The sequence below is a fragment of the Oscillibacter sp. genome (genome assembly GCF_031978065.1).
Lineage (GTDB): Bacteria > Bacillota > Clostridia > Oscillospirales > Oscillospiraceae > Oscillibacter.
Genome location: NZ_DALZCH010000015.1, coordinates 1 through 16498, shown reverse-complemented (window position 1 = coordinate 16498; position 16498 = coordinate 1). Strand labels below are relative to the sequence as shown.

The following is a 16498-nucleotide window of genomic DNA, read 5'->3' as shown; positions in this document are numbered from 1 at the left end:
AATTATTTATACGCTCCCGGCAGGAGAAAGTCAACTGTTAAAATATACAGAACAGGCGCGGGACGGGATATTTGTCCGCCCGCCCGCCGGCTTTCCGGCGGACGGGGGACGTTCAATTTACAGCAGACAGCGTTATCCGACGCAGGCCATGCCCCGACGGAATGCCTCGATGTTCAGGGGAACCAGCTTGGCCTTGGCTCCGGTAAACATCTCCTCAATCATCGCCTCGATGGCCTCGGGCTTCAAAATTTTGGTGGCAGCCACATACGCCCCCAGCATGGCCATGTTGGCCACCTTGGCGTTGCCCACCTGATCGGCAATTTCCCCGCAGGGGATGTAGTACGCGGCCAAATCCGGGCGCGTCACCTTGTCGGTGACAACCGAGCTGTTGACGAACACGGCGCCGCCGGGAACCACGCCCGCTTCGAATTTTTCAAGAGAGGGCTCGTTCATGGCGATCAGCTCCGTGGGATGGTTAAACACAGGGGAGCCCACCGGCCGGTCGGACAGCACCACAGAGCAGTTGGCCGTGCCGCCCCGCATCTCGGGCCCGTAGGACGGGGCCCACGTCACGTTCAGCCCCTCGGCCATGCCGGCCTCCGCCAGATTTTTGCCGATGGCAAGGCCGCCCTGTCCGCCGAAGCCGGAAATGATAATTTCCTTTTTCATCTCACTTCACCTCCGTGCCGGTATCCTTGATCAAACCCAGGGGATAGTAGGGAACCATGTTCTCCTTCAGCCACTCCATGGACTTCAGCGGCGTCATGCCCCAGTTGGTGGGGCATGTGGCAAGAACCTCCACGAAAGTAAAGCCCTTGCCCTCCATCTGAAGCTGGAATGCCTTTTTAATGGCCTTCTTTGCCTTATTCAGGTTGGGAATGTCGGTGGCGCAGACCCGCTCGGCATAGACGCAGCCGTCAAGCGTTGAAAGCATCTCCGCCATGCGGATGGGCATACCGGCTTGCTCACGGGTGCGGCCCTGCGGGCAGGTGGTGGCTCTTTGTCCGATGAGGGTGGTGGGAGCCATCTGGCCGCCGGTCATGCCGTAAATAGCATTGTTGATGAAAATGGTGGTAAACTTCTCTCCCCGCATGGCGGCGTGGACAATTTCCGCCGTGCCGATGGAGGCAAGGTCGCCGTCACCCTGATAGGTGAACACCGGCTGGTGGGGATGGGTGCGCTTGATGCCGGTTGCGACGGCGGGGGCGCGTCCGTGGGCGGCCTCCTGCATGTCGCAGCTAAAATACTTATAGGCAAACACCGAGCAGCCCACAGGACACACGCCGATGGCCGTATCCAGCAGGTCCATTTCCTCCATCGTCTCAGCCACCAGCTTGTGAATGATGCCGTGGGTGCAACCGGGGCAGTAGTGGAACTCCACGTCCGTCAGTCCCTTGGATTTTTGATAAACAACCGCCATGTTACTCCGCCTCCTTCAGGGCCTTTTTGCCCGCTTCCACGATTTCTTCCACAGTGGGAATCACGCCGCCGGCGTGGCCCAGATAGGAGATGGGCTTGTGGCCCTCCACGCTCAGGCGCACATCTTCGATCATCTGGCCGTCAATGCTCATTTCCACGTCCAAAATCGCCTTCACATTATCCCGCAGGGCCAGATCGTGCAGCGCCTTCTCCGGGAAGGGCCACAGCGAAATGGGACGGAAGAGCCCCGCCTTAATCCCCTCTACCCGAAGCTGTTCCAATGCCGTGAGGACAATGCGGGCGGGTGTACCGTAGGCCGTGATGAGAAGCTCGGCGTCCTCCGCGTCCTTGCCGGTCCAGCGGACTTCGTTCTCCTTGATGACCTGATACTTCTTTGCAAGCTCCACGTTAAAGTCGTCGCACTCGTTGGGATCGATATACAGGGAGTTGATCACGTTGTGGTGCGCACGGCCCTTGCGGCCTGTGGCGGCCCAGTCCTTGGGCGCCAGCTTGCGCTTTGGAATCTCGCGCCACTCGATGGGCTCCATCATCTGACCGATCATGCCGTCCGCCAGCACCAGCACGGGGTTGCGGTATTGGTCGGCGATGTCAAACGCCTCCTGCACCATGTCCACGGCCTCCTGAATGTTGGCGGGGGCCAGCACCACCGTGCGATAGTCGCCGTTGCCGCCGCCGCGGGTGGCCTGAAAATAGTCGCTCTGACCGGGCTGAATCGTTCCAAGGCCCGGTCCTCCGCGCATACAGTTGACAATTACGGCGGGCAGCTCCGCGCCCGCAAGATAAGTAATGCCCTCCTGCTTTAGGGAGATTCCGGGAGAGGACGAAGAGGTCATAACCCGCATTCCGGCGCCTGCGGCCCCGTATACCATATTGATAGCGGCCACCTCGGACTCCGCCTGAACAAACACCTTGCCGTGCTGCGGCATATGCAAAGAGAGATATTCCGGAATCTCGCTCTGCGGGGTAATGGGATACCCAAAGAAGCAGTCGCAGCCCGCGCGGATGGCGGCCTCTGCAATCGCTTCATTTCCTTTCCAAAGCTCTTTTCCCACGAAAATTCAACCTCCTTCGTCAGATTTTTTCCACGGTAATCACGGAATCCGGACAGATTTTTGCGCAGCTTGCGCAGGCAATGCATGCCGCTATATCCACCACCCCGGCGGGATGATAGCCCTTGCGGTTGATGACGTCCATGTCAATTGCCACGATATGCTTGGGACACACGGAAACGCACAACTCACAGCCCTTGCACCGGTCCCGGTCAAATGTTACCCTTGCTGCCATGATACTCATTTGCCTCCCTTCATGTTGTTGGGAGCCTTTTACAGCTCCCACGGTTTTTTCATATAAATGTCAATGGGAAACAGCTTAAGGCCCGCGAGGCTTTCCTCGCCGGTGAAGCGCCGCTCCGCCACATGGCACATAACGGGAATGCCGGTTTCCCGCGAAACCGCTTCGGCCAGCTCCGCGCCCTTGAGAATCTCTTCAGGCGTCGTCTCGCCGCACAGATGGGTATTGTTCACAATGCCGCCGCACGCAAGACCCGTCACGACCTCGATGCTGCGAAGATAGGCCACGGCGGCCTCTGCCGTGCGCACCTCGGGCCGGTTGGCGTTGAGCACGAAGAGAAGCTTGTAATCCTCCGCAATAATTTTGGGCTGAAACCGGGCCAGCACCCGTGCGCCCACCGGATCGCCGCCCACATCCATCACGCCCCGGATTTCCCGGTTTTCCAGAATGGTCAAAAGCTCCGCCGGAAGGGCGGGCACGTCCGCGTCGCTGCACGCCTGAGAAGAGGAGATCACCCGGATCCCCGCCCCCTCCAAAAGTTTTCTCCGCTCTCTGGAGCGGAAATAGGGGTTCACGATGTCCACGTCCGCCAGCATGGCGGCGTGCCCCTCATGGGCCAACCCCAGCGCATAGTTTACGGCAAACTCGGTCTTCCCCGTCCCGTAATGCCCACAGACAAGTACGACGCGGTTGGAGCAGACCTGATCGGATGTCAGAATCAAAATGGCCCCCTCGCTTTCAAAATATCAAAAAAGAGTTGTATTATTATCGTATGCGTTGTATGATGTCAGTATAACTGATTTGGTTGGAGATGTCAAGGGAAGTTATTGTGCCTTTTGCCGAAACTCTGTCGATCTTTTCTTGAAATTTGATGTGAATAAGAAGTTTGCAGGCAAAGCGGCAGCACTTTAAAACATGAAATACGCCCCCACAGGGGCGAAGGAGGACTTTTATGGAGGGACCAAAAAAGGCAAAGCTGTCTCAGCGGGCGGCGGAGCGATTGCTGGACATGATCGCAGAGGAGCACCGGTATGAAACCGGCGGCAAGCTGCCCAACGAAAACGAGCTGAGCGAGCTTTTAGGCGTCAGCCGCACTACGCTGCGGGAGGCGATTTCATTTCTGGTTGCACAGGGCGTGCTGGAAATTCAGCGGGGCAAGGGCACATTTGTGGCCCGGGAACTGCCCCGCTTCCCGGTGGATATGACGGCGCTGACGGATTTGAGGTCCCGGACCAGAGCCAGGGACCTGTTTGAGATGCGCCTGATTTTCGAGCCTGCCACAGTGGCGCTGGCCTGCCAGCGGGCAAGCGACGAGGAACTGGACCAAATCCGCCGCAAAGCGGAGCGAATGGCGCAGATTGCCGCCTCCGGCGGAGACTGGCCCTCCGCGGATCAGGACTTCCATCTGAGCATCATCCGCGCGTCTCACAACGAATACATGCGCCGCCTTTATCCCATCATCAACGACGCGGTGAGCGAGATTATGCAGATTTCGGAGAATCAAAAGCACATGCAGGAAATTGCCGTGGCCGACAACCTGCTGATTGTGGATTTTCTGCTGCGCCGGGACGACGTGGGCGCGCGCTACGCCATGAGCATCCACATGAAGCACCTGATTCAAACTCTGCGGGTATAGCGCGCCGTGAGCGTTATTTCCCCCAAGCCATGGCCTCCCCGTTCCTTATTAAACAAAACGCGCCTGCCCCGGCAATGCCGGGGCAGGCGCTTTAGCCTATTGGTAGCTTTGCAGACCTCCATTGCCGGGACGCCACTCAGCAGGTTTGGGCGGGCAAGAGGGTCCGCGCAAGGGCCGCCGCCTCGGCGCAGGCGTCCGCCAGCAGGGCCTCCGGGTCCGCGCCGTCCAAGTCCAGCCCGTCCGCCGCCACGCAGGTCAGATCGCCAATTCCGAAAAATATCTGAATGGCCCGCAAGTAGGGCACGGCCTGTTCCAGCGGGTCCCCGGCGGGATAGGCGCCGCCCCGGGTGGTGAGAAACACGCATCGCTCCGCCGCGCACAGGCCCTTCAGGCCCTCCGCAGTGCTGCGGAAGGTGATGCCCTCCACCGACACGTTTTCAATATAGACCTTCAGCAGTGCGGGAAAGCTCATGTCCCAAAACGGCGCGGCAATTACGATCAGGTCCGCCGCCGCCAGCTCCCGCGCCCGGTCAAACCGGGGATCGTCCGTTTTTCCGGCTTTCAGCAACGCTTCCCGCCGTTCAAAAAACTCGCCAGCTAAAGGCTGAAAATCCTCTTCCATAAGATTCACAGCAGTCACCTGCCAACCATCCGGCAGCGCGGCAAAAAACGACTCCGCCAGCTTCCTCGTACGGGATGCTTCTCCCCGGATGCAGCAGTCAATATACAATGCCTGTTTCACAAAATGCCTCCTGACGTTCCTCTCCGGGAGGGCCTATACGCATCCTCACCGAAAAGCCCCTTCTTACAGTATGTTACTTTAGTATACCGTCCCCGGAATGCGCCGTCAAGACCGGCAATCCCTGCCTTAAAATTTTTGGGCGCAGAGCTGCTTTGTGGCGCGGCGAAGTTCCGTTTTTCCGCTTCCAAGATCTCCGCGCCGCCAGATACGCCGCCCCCCGCCATTTGGCTTTGCTTTGACTTCGCGCCAGCTTCAAGATTCTTAAAAAATTTTTTATTTTCCGAAATCGTATGTCTCTTGAATATAAATGTCCGCTTTATGAAAACAGCCGCAAGTCATATGAAATTGCACAAAGTTTTTTTGCGGAAACTTCCGGTTTTAGAAAAAGCCATGAAATGAGCACTTTTTTCCCGTCATCCGGGGCAAAAGCGTTGACAACAATCCATTTCGCCGCTATAATTCCCAGCAAGAGAGCGCAACGGGGCACCCTCAGGGGCTTTGCCGCGTTCTTTTTGTATTCCACGCTTTATTGCGCTATTGTGAGAAACCGAGCGCAAACGCATAAACTCTCAGTTGAAAGGAGACTGTTTTTATGAGCGGATTCAGCAAGGAAGATATTCTCCGAATGGTTCAGGAGGAGGACGTTCAGTTCATCCGCATGCAGTTTACGGATATTTTCGGCCAGATGAAAAACGTGGCCGTCTCCGTCTCTCAGCTTGAGCGGGCGCTGAACAATCAGATTATGCTGGACGGCAGCTCCATCGAAGGTTTTGTCCGCATCGAGGAATCCGACCAGTGTCTCTGGCCGGATCTGGACACCTTCGCAGTGCTGCCCTGGCGGCCCCAATACGGGAAGGTGGCCCGGCTGATCTGCGACGTTCACAACCCGGACGGCGCATCCTTTTCCGGGGACCCGCGAAACGTATTAAAGCGGGTGGTCAAGCGGGCGGCAGATATGGGCTTTACCTTTAACGTGGGGCCGGAGATGGAATTTTTCCTGTTCCAGACCGACGGTGAGGGCAACCCCACCACCGTCACCGGAGATCAGGCGGGCTACTTCGATCTGGGTCCTTTGGACCACGGAGAGGGAACTCGGCGGGAAATCTGTCTGGCGCTGGAGGCCATGGGCCTCGAAGTGGAAGCCAGCCACCACGAGGTTTCCGCCGGTCAGCACGAAATCGACATGAAATACGCCGACGCCATGAAGGCCGCCGACGGGATTATGACCTTTAAGCTGGCGGTAAAGACTATGGCGCAGAAAAACGGGCTTCACGCCACTTTTATGCCAAAACCGGTTTTCGGCGCGGCGGGCAGCGGTATGCATGTAAACATGTCCCTATTCCGGGACGGGAAAAACGCCTTTTACGACGAAGCGGACGCAAGAAAGCTTTCGCCGCTGGCCTATCACTTCATCGCGGGACTTCTGGCTCACGCCGGGGGCTTTTGCGCGGTGACCAACCCGCTGGTAAATTCTTATAAGCGGCTGGCTTCCGGCTACGAGGCTCCCAACTGCCTTGCGTGGTCGTCGTCCAACCGCTCCGCGCTGGTCCGCATTCCGTCCCCCCGGGGGCAGGACACCCGGGTGGAGCTGCGCAGTCCCGACCCCTCCTGCAATCCGTATCTGGCGCTGGCCGTGTGTCTGGCGGCGGGGCTGGATGGAATCGAGCGGAAGCTGACGCCGCCGGAGGAAACGGTGGAAAACCTGTACGCCATGGACGTGGAGACTCTCCGCCGCCAAGGCATTGCCAATCTTCCCGCCACGCTGGAGGAGGCCGTTTTTGCCATGGAATCCGACCAGGTCGTCACCGACGCGCTGGGGCCTCACGTCACAAGCCAGTATATTGCCGGGAAGCAGCGGGAATGGGCGGAATACCGCACGCAGGTCACGGCCTGGGAGCTGGGCAAATATCTCGTGACCTACTGATTTCTCTGGGGCTGTAAGGCGTCATCGGACGCGCCGTCGGTCGCTTTTCATATACGCGGCCACGGCATGGGTATCCGCGCGGAGATTTGCGCCCGCCGGGCAAAAATCAGCGCGGCCTGTTGCCCGGGAGAGGAGGGATGGAAGCCATGTCCGGAATCATCGTCGCGTTTTCCAACGAGGAAGCGCAGCGGCGCACCGTGCTGCTGCTGGAATCGGGCGGCTATATCCCTGCCGCCTGCTGCGCCACGGGGGCGGAGGCCATTCGCGCCGCCAGAAAGCTTGGCGGCGCGTCCATCATCTGCGGCTTTCGCCTGCGGGATATGACGGCAAACGATCTGGCGGCCTCCCTCCGGGGCGTCAGTGCCCTTTTGGTGGTGTCCACCGCCGCAAACCTGGATTTTTGCGAAGGAGAAAACCTGTTCAAGCTGGCCTCCCCCACCCGCAAGGCGGATTTCTTTACCTCGCTGGAGCTTCTGCTGGCCTTTCGTCCGACCAGCCCTCGCCATCCCTCGCCATTGCGGGACGAACCGGAGCAGCGGCTGATTCGCCGAGCCAAGGAGCTTTTGATGGATATTAACCGCATGTCCGAGGCCGAGGCCCACCGTTTTCTGCAAAAACGCAGCATGGACGCGGGCATGAAGCTGGCGGAAACCGCACAGTTGATGATAGAAGCTTATACCGACGTCCACGGCTGAAATTTCGCATTTTCTCTGCCAAACGCCATTCCGGTATTGCCCAAGGTGCATTTTATAAACTGCCGCGGGGGGAGCAATCCACCCTGCGGCTCACTTTATCACAGATAGGAGCTGTTTTCCATGATTGACCCTACTCAGCGGCCCACACTCCTTTACAATCCCCTCGTTGATCACGACGCCTGCGGCATCGGTGCTGTGGTCAGCCTACGAGGCGAAAAAACCTGGCGCACGGTGGACGACGCGCTGAAAATCGTGGAAAAGCTGGAGCACCGCGCGGGAAAGGACGCTACCGGAAAAACCGGCGATGGCGTGGGCCTGATGCTTCAAGTCCCCCACAAGCTGCTGGCAAGGGCCGCGCTGGAGGAAGGCTTCTCTCTGGGGAAAGAACGAGATTACGGCGTGGGCATGCTTTTCCTACCCGCAGATCGGCTCAAGCGTGCGCAGGCGCAGAAAATGCTGGAGATCATCGTTGCCAAAGAGGGCATGGAATTCTTAGGCTGGAGGGATGTTCCCATCCGCCCGGACGTGCTGGGCGATAAGGCCCGGAGCTGTATGCCCCATATCTGCCAGTGCTTTGTAAAGCGTCCGGAGGGCTGCGCCACGGGACTGGATTTTGATCGGAAGCTGTATGTTGCCCGCAGGGTCTTCGAGCAGTCCAGCATTGCCGCCTACGTCCCCTCGTTTTCCAGCCGCACCATTGTGTATAAGGGGATGTTTCTGGTGGGGCAGCTTCGGGAATTTTATCCCGACCTCTCCGACCCGGACTGCGAAAGCGCCATCGCGCTGGTCCACTCCCGGTTTTCCACCAACACAAATCCAAGCTGGGAGCGCGCCCATCCCAACCGCTATATCATGCACAACGGAGAAATCAACACCATCCGGGGCAATGTGGACCGGATGCTGGCCCGGGAGGAAACTATGTTCTCGTCGGTTATGGAGGAGGACATGGACAAAATTCTCCCCGTGGTGGACCAGAACGGGTCTGATTCCTCCATGCTGGACAATACGCTAGAATTTCTGATGATGAACGGCGTTCCCCTGCCTCAGGCGGTGATGCTGTGCCTTCCCGAGCCGTGGGCCAACGACCGCAGAATGGACCGGGAAAAGCGGGACTTCTATCACTATTACGCCACCATGATGGAGCCTTGGGACGGCCCCGCCGCCATCGTCTTTTCCGACGGAGACACGGTGGGTGCGGTGCTGGACCGGAACGGCCTTCGCCCCTGCCGCTGGTACCTCACGGACGACGAGACGCTGATTCTCTCCTCCGAGGTGGGCGTTCTGGACATCCCGGCGGAAAAAATCGTGAAAAAGTCCCGTTTGCAGCCCGGAAGGATGCTGCTGGCGGATTTGACCCTTGGGCGGCTGGTGGACGACGCGGAGCTGAAGGGGAACTATGCCCGCCGTCGGCCCTACGGCGAATGGCTGGACCAGCATCTGGTTTACCTCAAGGACATCTCCATTCCCAATCGGCAGGTGGAGCACCACCCGCAGGAACTGCGGGACCGGCTGTACAAGGCCTTTGGCTATACTTATGAAGAGGTGAAGGACTCCCTCCTCCCCATGGCCCGGGATGGTGCCGAGCCTACCTGCGCCATGGGCGTGGATACGCCCTTGGCCGTGCTCAGCGAACAGCACCAGCCCTTGTTCAACTATTTTAAGCAGCTTTTCGCCCAAGTCACTAATCCGCCCATGGACGCCATCCGGGAGGAAATCGTCACAGACACCACGGTTTACGTGGGCGCGGGCGGAAACCTGTTGCAGGAGCGGGCGGAAAACTGCACCGTGTTGGAAATCCAAAACCCTATTCTCACCTCCTTGGATTTAATGAAAATCCGCTACATGAACCGCCCCGGCTTTCAAGTGGAAACCCTGTCCCTGCTATATTACCCCGGCATGCCCTTGGAGCACGCGCTGGACCGCCTGTTTATCAACTGTGACCGGGCCTACCGCCATGGGGCAAATATCCTGATCCTTTCCGACCGGGGCGTGGATGAAAACCACATGGCCATCCCCTCCCTTCTGGCGGTTTCGGCATTGCAGCAGCATTTGGTGCGCACCAAAAAGCGCACTGCCCTCTCCATTCTCCTTGAGAGCGCGGAACCCCGGGACGTGCATCATTTTGCCGCACTGCTGGGCTATGGCGCGCAGGCCGTCAACCCCTATCTGGCGCAGGAGTGCGTGGCGGAGCTGGTGGAGGTGGGGCTTCTGGACAAGGACCCCGGCGCCGCTGTCAGCGATTACAACAGCGCCATTCTTCACGGTATCGTAAAAATCGCCTCCAAAATGGGAATATCTACCATACAGTCTTACCAGTCCGCCCAGATTTTCGAGTGTGTGGGCATCCACCGCTCCGTAATCGACCGGTATTTTACCAACACCGTCAGCCGAGTGGGGGGCGTGGGCCTTGCGGAAATCGGCGAAGGCGTGGAGTGGAACCACAACCGGGCTTTCGACCCTCTGGGCCTTGGCTATGACACCACGCTGGATTCCGTCGGAGCCCTGAAACTGCGCTCCGGTCCCGACAAAGAGGACCATATGTACAATCCCCGCACCATTTTGCTGCTGCAAAAGGCCGCGCGGGAGGGAAGCTACGACACATTCAGGGAATACGCCGCCGAGGTAGACCGGGCTGACAAGCCCCATACCCTGCGGGGCCTGCTGGATTTCCGATTTGACGAGGGCGGCGGCATTCCCATCGACGAGGTGGAGCGCGAGGACTCTATTGTCAAGCGCTTTAAAACCGGAGCCATGAGCTACGGCTCCATTTCTCAGGAGGCCCATGAGTGCATGGCACTCGCCATGAACCGCATTGGCGGAAAGTCCAACTCCGGCGAGGGCGGCGAGGATCCCGCCCGCTTTGGCACCAACCGCAATTCCGCCATCAAGCAGGTTTCCTCCGCCCGGTTTGGCGTGACCAGCGAATACCTTTGCAGCGCCGAGGAAATTCAGATTAAAATGGCGCAGGGAGCCAAGCCCGGCGAGGGCGGCCACCTTTCCGGTGCCAAAGTCTATCCGTGGATTGCCAAAACCCGCTGTTCCACGCCGGGCGTGACGCTGATCTCTCCCCCGCCCCACCATGACATTTACTCCATTGAGGATTTGGAGCAGCTCATTTACGACCTGAAAAATGCTAACCGCCGCGCCCGCATCAGCGTGAAGCTGGTGTCCGAGGCGGGGGTTGGAACCATCGCCTCCGGCGTTGCCAAGGCGGGAGCGCAGGTGGTGCTCATCTCCGGTCACGATGGGGGCACGGGCGCGGCTCCCAAAAGCTCCATTCAGGGGGCGGGCCTTCCGTGGGAGCTGGGCGTTGCCGAGGCGCATCAGGCTCTGATTCAAAACGGACTGCGCAGCCGCGTGGTCATTGAAACCGACGGCAAGCTGATGACCGGCCGGGACGTGGCCATTGCCTGCATGCTGGGAGCGGAGGAATTCAGCTTTGCAACCGCCCCGCTGGTGACCATGGGCTGCTGCATGATGCGGGTATGCAATCTGGACACCTGTCCCGCAGGCATCGCCACCCAAAATCCCGTCCTGCGTAAACGTTTTGCGGGAAAGCCGGAATATGTGGTCAACTTCATGTACTTTGTGGCCCGGGAGCTGCGGGAGCTGATGGCGCAGCTCGGTGTGCGCACCGTGGACGAACTGGTGGGCCGCAGCGACCTTTTGCGGGTCCGGGAAAAGCTTGTCACCCATCGGGCGGAAGCTTTGGAGCTGGGCGGACTACTGGGCAATCCCACAGGCGAACGCGCTCCCCACTTTGACCCGGCGAACGTGTATGACTTTGCCCTTGAAAAGACGGCGGACATGCGCATCCTGATGGAAAAGCTGGGAAAATCCCTGAAGGGAAAACGCGGCGGACGACTGGAGCTGAGTGTGTCGTCCACCGACCGATCCTTCGGCGTGCTTTTCGGCTCCGAGATTACCTCTCGGTGCGGCAATACCCTGCCGGACAACAGCTATGTCGTCACATGCCACGGCGGCGGCGGGCAGTCCTTCGGCGCGTTTATCCCCACGGGGCTGACCCTGACGCTGGAGGGCGACTGCAACGACGGCTTTGGAAAGGGCCTGTCCGGCGGCAAGCTGATTCTCTATCCCCCTAAAAGCAGCGTTTTCAAGCCCGGTGAAAACGTCATTGTTGGAAATGTGGCCCTCTACGGGGCCACGGCGGGCCGGGCGTTTATCAACGGCATGGCGGGTGAGCGGTTCTGCGTGCGCAACTCCGGCGCCGTGGCGGTGGTGGAGGGCGTGGGCGACCACGGCTGCGAATACATGACCGGGGGCCGGGTTGTCATTCTCGGCCCCACCGGGAAAAACTTCGCGGCGGGCATGTCCGGCGGCGTTGCCTACGTGTTGGACGAAAAGCACGATTTGTACCTGCGGCTGAACAAGGAGCAGGTTTTGACAGACACGCTGACCGAGGCCCACGACATTCAGGAGCTTCGTGCCCTCATTGAGGAGCATGTGGCCGCCACCGGTTCTCCCCGGGGCAAAAAGATTCTGGCGGCATTCCAGTCCTACATCCCCTGCTTCAAGAAGGTCATGCCCATCGACTATGACCGGATGCTCCGGGCCATCGCCCAGCGTGAGGAAAAGGGTATGAGCCGCAATCAGGCAGAAATCGAGGCATTTTATGCCCGGACGCAGGCATGAAGGGAGACTACATATGGGTAAGATTACCGGATTTTTAGACTATTCCCGCCGGGACAACGCGCAACGTCTTCCTGCGGAGCGGGTGGAAAACTGGGAGGAATTTCATCTTCCCCAGCCCGATACCGAGCGCGCCCAGCAGGGCGGGCGGTGCATGAACTGCGGCACGCCTTACTGTCAGGCTGGAATGCTTTACAACGGAGCGGTGTTCGGCTGTCCGCTTCACAACCTGATTCCGGAGTGGAACGACATGCTCTGGTCCGGCAACCGGGGCCATGCTCTGAGCCGCCTTCTCAAAACCAACAACTTTCCGGAATTTACCGGACGGGTTTGCCCCGCCCCCTGTGAGCACGCGTGCATCTGCGGGCTGTACGGCGACGCGGTGACGATCCGGGACAACGAGCTTTGCGTGATTGAGGATGCGTTTTCCTCCGGCGGCGTGAAACGCCGCCGCCCGCCTCAGTGGTCCGGAAAAAAGATTGCCGTGGTAGGCAGCGGCCCGGCGGGGCTGGCCGCTGCGGACCAACTCAATCACCGGGGCCATTCCGTTACCGTCATTGAGCGGGAGGCTTACCCCGGTGGACTTCTGACCTATGGAATCCCCAACATGAAGCTGCCCAAGTCCGTGATAATGCGGCGTGTCAGCCTGATGACGGACGAGGGCGTGTCCTTCGTCACCGGCGTGGATGCGGCAGCGCCCGAAACGGCCCGGCGGCTCACAGAGGAGTACGACGCTGTGATTCTCTGCTGCGGCGCGGAGCAGCCCCGTCCCCTTGGCCTTGACACGGCGGGGCTGACAGGCGTTCTCTATGGCACGGAGTATTTAAAAGTCGCCGTGGAGCGGCAGGCATTTCGCTTGGAAATTCCAGAAAGCGCCCTTGCAAACGGCAAGGACGTAGTGGTCATCGGCACGGGAGACACCGCCTCGGACTGCGTGGCCACCGCTCTGCGGCAGGGCTGCAAATCCGTGGTTCAGCTGGTGCGCCGCCCCAAGGAGGACTATCTTGCCGCTGACGGCAGTCTTCCCGCGGACTATGCCCACGAGGAAGCCGCTGCGGTATTCGGGGCGGACCCACGGCGCTTTGGCACGCAGGTCCAAAGCCTTGTGTCTGGAGAGGCCGGAGCGCTGACCGCCGTCGTCACCGCGCAGGGTGAAACGCTTCCCTGCGGGCTTTTGATTTTTGCCACCGGCTTTTCCGGCTGCGAGGAAACCGTCTGCCGCGCCTTCGGCGTGGAACAAAGCGACGCCGTTTTCACAGACGCGCACCGATTTTGCACAAATGTGGGAAAGGTCTTCGTCGCCGGAGATATGCGCCGTGGCGCGTCGCTGGTGGTCTGGGCCATTGCGGAGGGGCGCACAGCAGCCGCAGAGGTGGATCGGTTTTTAAGCGGGTACACAAATCTTGTCCAAAGTGTATAATATTGCAGAAATTTTTGTTTGGTATGTTAATTTTGTTGAGAGATTCGCCAGTTGACGCACATTCGTTTTCGTAGTAAAGTCATATCAATATAACTGGCAAAGGCGCCGGAGAGAGCAAATCGCTCTCCGGCGCCTTTGCCAATTTTTGTAGCTGTGTGCAAATGGAGGAGGAAAAACTATGAGCGCTATCGACACCTTATGGGTCCTACTGGGGGCCACGCTGGTCTTTTTCATGCAGGCCGGCTTTGCCATGGTGGAAACCGGGTTTACCCGTGCCAAAAACGCAGGCAACATCTGCATGAAAAACCTGATGGATTTCGTCTGCGGCACCATTGTCTACTGGCTGATCGGCTTCGGCATCATGTACGGCGCGGAGCTGATTCCCGGCGTGATGGGCACGCCGGCAGTGGCCTCGGCGGCAGACACGGACTGGACCTTTCTCATCTTCCAGACGGTATTCTGCGCCACCGCCGCCACCATTGTCTCCGGCGCCATGGCGGAGCGGACAAAGTTTAAGAGCTATCTTGTCTACTCCGTGATTATTTCCCTGTTCGTCTATCCCGTCTCCGGCCACTGGATCTGGGGCGGCGGCTGGCTCAGCACGCTGGGAACGCCCGACGGGCTTTTGTCCGGCCTTGGGGCATACGGCTTTCACGATTTTGCAGGCTCCACCGCCGTACATATGGTGGGCGGACTCAGCGCCTTTATCGGCGCGCTGATCCTCGGGCCTCGCATTGGAAAATACACTAAGGATGGCAAATCCCGCGCCATCCCCGGCCACTCCATCACGCTGGGCTGTCTGGGCGTGTTCATTCTGTGGTTCGGGTGGTTCGGGTTTAACCCCGCCTCCTCCCTCGCCATTGACGGGCTGACCCAAAACGTGGGCCGCATCTTCGTCACCACCAATATGGCGGCCGTCACTGCGACCCTCACCGCTATGTGCATCACTTGGGTAAAATACGGCAAGCCCGACGTGTCCATGACGCTGAACGGCTCTCTTGCGGGCCTTGTGGCCATCACCGCCGGGTGCTCCACCGTCACCGTCACCGGCGCGGCCATCATCGGCATTATCGCAGGTTTTACCGTGGTATTCGGCGTGGAATTCATCGACCAGAAGCTGAAGGTAGACGATCCCGTGGGTGCGGTGGGCGTTCATGGCTGCTGCGGCGCGGTAGGTACTCTGCTGGTGGGCGTATTCGCCTATTTCGACCCCTATACAGACGCGGAGGTGCTGACCCGGGGCACGGGACTGGGTCTTGTTTATGGCGGCGGCTTTGCCCAGCTTCTAGTGCAGCTCATCGGGGTTCTGGCGGTGGCCGCATGGGTAAGCGTCACCATGACCTGCATGTTCCAGCTTATCAAGCATACGATTGGTCTGCGGGTCCCCCGGCAGGAAGAGCTGGAGGGACTGGATTCCACCGAGCACGGCCTGCTCAGTGCCTACGCTGACTTTACGGTTGCCCGCAGCGATTACGACGACGAGGCCCTCTTAGGCAATGTCCCCGTGCGGGAGGCCGTCCCCGTGGAGCTGGTGGTCCCCGTCGCCGGGGACGCCGTTCCTGTTGCTCCCGCGGGCGTTAAAATCACCAAAATCGAAATTCTCTGCAACCAGGGCAAGTTTGACGCGCTGAAAACCGCCCTGTTCGATATCGGCATCACCGGCATGACCTGCACCAACGTCATGGGCTGTGGCGAGCAGCGGGGCGCCAGCGAATACTATCGCGGCGTAAAAATGGAGGTCAATATCCGGCCAAAGCTTAAGGTGGACATTGTGGTGTGCAAGCTGCCCGTGTCCCTCGTGGTGTCCACCGCCAAACAGGCGCTGTACACCGGCCACATCGGAGACGGGAAGATTTTTGTCTACGACGTGGAAAATGTCATCAAAGTCCGCACCGGTGAAGAAGGCTACGACGCCTTGCAGGATGACGTCGGCTGAGCCTTCCCTCCGCGGAACATACACACCCCCTTCTAAACGGAAGCCGCCCGGAGCAATGCTCCGGGCGGCTTCCGTTTTATGCTTTTAATAATTTGGGGAAATGCTCCGTCGTCCGTCAGGGTCGGCAGGTCGTCATAGGGCCTTCACGGCGTCGAAGTCGTCGGTAATCTCGCGGCCGGGAGCGCGGGTCGCAAGGCTGACGATGACGATGAAGACACAGGCGGTCAAAAATGCGGGCAGCAGCTCGTAGATGTTCCATGCGCCGCCCAAAGGCCGCACCAGATACTTCCACACGAAAACCATGGTGCCGCCGGAGATCATGCCCGCCAGCGCCCCCTGCCAGGTGCCCCGCTTCCAGAACAAAGCAGACAGGACCACGGGACCGAAGGCCGCGCCGAAGCCCGCCCACGCGAAGGACACGATGCCGAATACGGAGCTGTTGGGGTCCCGCGCCAGAATCATGGAAATCAGAGCAATCCCCAGCACCGTCATCCGGGCGGCAGCCACTTTTTTCCCTTCGCTCATTTTCACATGGAAACACTCGTCCAGCAAGTTCTGAGACACGCTGGAGGCCGCCGCCAGAAGCTGAGAGTCGGCGGTGGACATGGTGCTGGCCAGAATCCCCGCCAGCACCACACCGGCAAGCAGCGCCGCGGGAATGCCAAAGGTGGACAAAAGGCCCGACAGCCGCACAATAATGGTTTCGGAGGCGGAACCTTCCAAAAACCCAATGCCGCCCGCCACGGTGACGCTATAGCCCACGAT

The 16498-nt window shown here is 59.4% G+C and carries 12 protein-coding genes and 1 pseudogene; 6 read left to right on the top strand and 7 right to left on the bottom strand.

Annotated elements, in window-relative coordinates; translation table 11 throughout:
- Window positions 1-132 precede the first annotated feature (132 nt).
- From RTK01_RS03905 to RTK01_RS03885, 5 genes are read right to left on the bottom strand one after another with little or no spacing between them, the layout of a single operon-like run.
- Window positions 133-669, bottom strand: a complete 537-nt coding sequence (locus tag RTK01_RS03905) for a 2-oxoacid:acceptor oxidoreductase family protein (RefSeq protein ID WP_312279721.1) — start codon at window positions 667-669, stop codon at window positions 133-135.
- Between the two features lies 1 nt (window position 670).
- The gene (locus RTK01_RS03900) at window positions 671-1420 is read right to left on the bottom strand and encodes a thiamine pyrophosphate-dependent enzyme (protein ID WP_312279720.1); all 750 of its coding nucleotides are present in this window, start codon (window positions 1418-1420) and stop codon (window positions 671-673) included.
- Between the two features lies 1 nt (window position 1421).
- On the bottom strand, window positions 1422-2492 hold the full coding sequence (locus tag RTK01_RS03895) for a 3-methyl-2-oxobutanoate dehydrogenase subunit VorB (RefSeq protein ID WP_312279719.1): 1071 nt from the start codon (window positions 2490-2492) through the stop codon (window positions 1422-1424).
- Between the two features lie 19 nt (window positions 2493-2511).
- Window positions 2512-2733 carry a 4Fe-4S dicluster domain-containing protein gene (locus tag RTK01_RS03890; RefSeq protein ID WP_349680149.1) on the bottom strand — a complete coding sequence of 74 codons (222 nt, stop codon included), beginning with the start codon at window positions 2731-2733 and terminating at the stop codon, window positions 2512-2514.
- A 29-nt stretch (window positions 2734-2762) separates the two neighbouring features.
- Complete coding sequence (locus tag RTK01_RS03885; RefSeq protein ID WP_294852751.1) at window positions 2763-3452, bottom strand: hypothetical protein; 690 nt, start codon at window positions 3450-3452, stop codon at window positions 2763-2765.
- A gap of 230 nt (window positions 3453-3682) precedes the next feature.
- Between RTK01_RS03885 and RTK01_RS03880 the strand changes: the two genes are divergently transcribed.
- The gene (locus RTK01_RS03880) at window positions 3683-4366 is read left to right on the top strand and encodes a FadR/GntR family transcriptional regulator (RefSeq protein ID WP_312279718.1); all 684 of its coding nucleotides are present in this window, start codon (window positions 3683-3685) and stop codon (window positions 4364-4366) included.
- A 136-nt stretch (window positions 4367-4502) separates the two neighbouring features.
- On the opposite strand, the gene RTK01_RS03875 is transcribed toward RTK01_RS03880, so the two are convergent.
- Window positions 4503-5108, bottom strand: a complete 606-nt coding sequence (locus RTK01_RS03875; protein ID WP_312279717.1) for an NAD(P)H-dependent oxidoreductase — start codon at window positions 5106-5108, stop codon at window positions 4503-4505.
- 592 nt (window positions 5109-5700) lie between these two features.
- On the opposite strand from RTK01_RS03875, the gene glnA reads away from it, so the two are divergent.
- The 5 genes from glnA to RTK01_RS03850 all read left to right on the top strand — a co-directional run bounded on the left by glnA (window position 5701) and on the right by RTK01_RS03850 (window position 15733).
- Window positions 5701-7032 (top strand): type I glutamate--ammonia ligase, encoded by a 1332-nt coding sequence (glnA, locus tag RTK01_RS03870; protein WP_312279716.1) that lies wholly within the window; start codon window positions 5701-5703, stop codon window positions 7030-7032.
- 146 nt (window positions 7033-7178) lie between these two features.
- Window positions 7179-7727, top strand: coding sequence for an ANTAR domain-containing protein (locus RTK01_RS03865; protein ID WP_312279715.1), 549 nt, complete (start codon window positions 7179-7181; stop codon window positions 7725-7727).
- Window positions 7728-7847: 120 nt separating this feature from the next.
- A complete protein-coding gene (gene gltB / locus RTK01_RS03860) occupies window positions 7848-12380 on the top strand; it encodes a glutamate synthase large subunit (RefSeq protein ID WP_312279714.1) in 4533 nt (1510 codons plus the stop codon).
- A 13-nt stretch (window positions 12381-12393) separates the two neighbouring features.
- Window positions 12394-13797 (top strand): glutamate synthase subunit beta, encoded by a 1404-nt coding sequence (locus RTK01_RS03855; protein ID WP_312279713.1) that lies wholly within the window; start codon window positions 12394-12396, stop codon window positions 13795-13797.
- A 178-nt stretch (window positions 13798-13975) separates the two neighbouring features.
- On the top strand, window positions 13976-15733 hold the full coding sequence (locus tag RTK01_RS03850; RefSeq protein ID WP_312279712.1) for an ammonium transporter: 1758 nt from the start codon (window positions 13976-13978) through the stop codon (window positions 15731-15733).
- A gap of 132 nt (window positions 15734-15865) precedes the next feature.
- Here the strand turns inward: RTK01_RS03850 and RTK01_RS03845 are convergent.
- Window positions 15866-16498: pseudogene (locus tag RTK01_RS03845) on the bottom strand (sodium:proline symporter); the annotation flags it as partial.

Bases quoted from the DNA above. Each gene is read 5' to 3' on its own strand.
- RTK01_RS03905 (WP_312279721.1), bottom strand. From the start codon at position 669: ATGAAAAAGGAAATTATCATTTCCGGCTTCGGCGGACAGGGCGGCCTT.
- RTK01_RS03900 (WP_312279720.1), bottom strand. From the start codon at position 1,420: ATGGCGGTTGTTTATCAAAAATCCAAGGGACTGACGGACGTGGAGTTC.
- RTK01_RS03890 (WP_349680149.1), bottom strand. From the start codon at position 2,733: ATGAGTATCATGGCAGCAAGGGTAACATTTGACCGGGACCGGTGCAAG.
- RTK01_RS03880 (WP_312279718.1), top strand. From the start codon at position 3,683: ATGGAGGGACCAAAAAAGGCAAAGCTGTCTCAGCGGGCGGCGGAGCGA.
- glnA (WP_312279716.1), top strand. From the start codon at position 5,701: ATGAGCGGATTCAGCAAGGAAGATATTCTCCGAATGGTTCAGGAGGAG.
- RTK01_RS03865 (WP_312279715.1), top strand. From the start codon at position 7,179: ATGTCCGGAATCATCGTCGCGTTTTCCAACGAGGAAGCGCAGCGGCGC.
- gltB (WP_312279714.1), top strand. From the start codon at position 7,848: ATGATTGACCCTACTCAGCGGCCCACACTCCTTTACAATCCCCTCGTT.
- RTK01_RS03855 (WP_312279713.1), top strand. From the start codon at position 12,394: ATGGGTAAGATTACCGGATTTTTAGACTATTCCCGCCGGGACAACGCG.
- RTK01_RS03850 (WP_312279712.1), top strand. From the start codon at position 13,976: ATGAGCGCTATCGACACCTTATGGGTCCTACTGGGGGCCACGCTGGTC.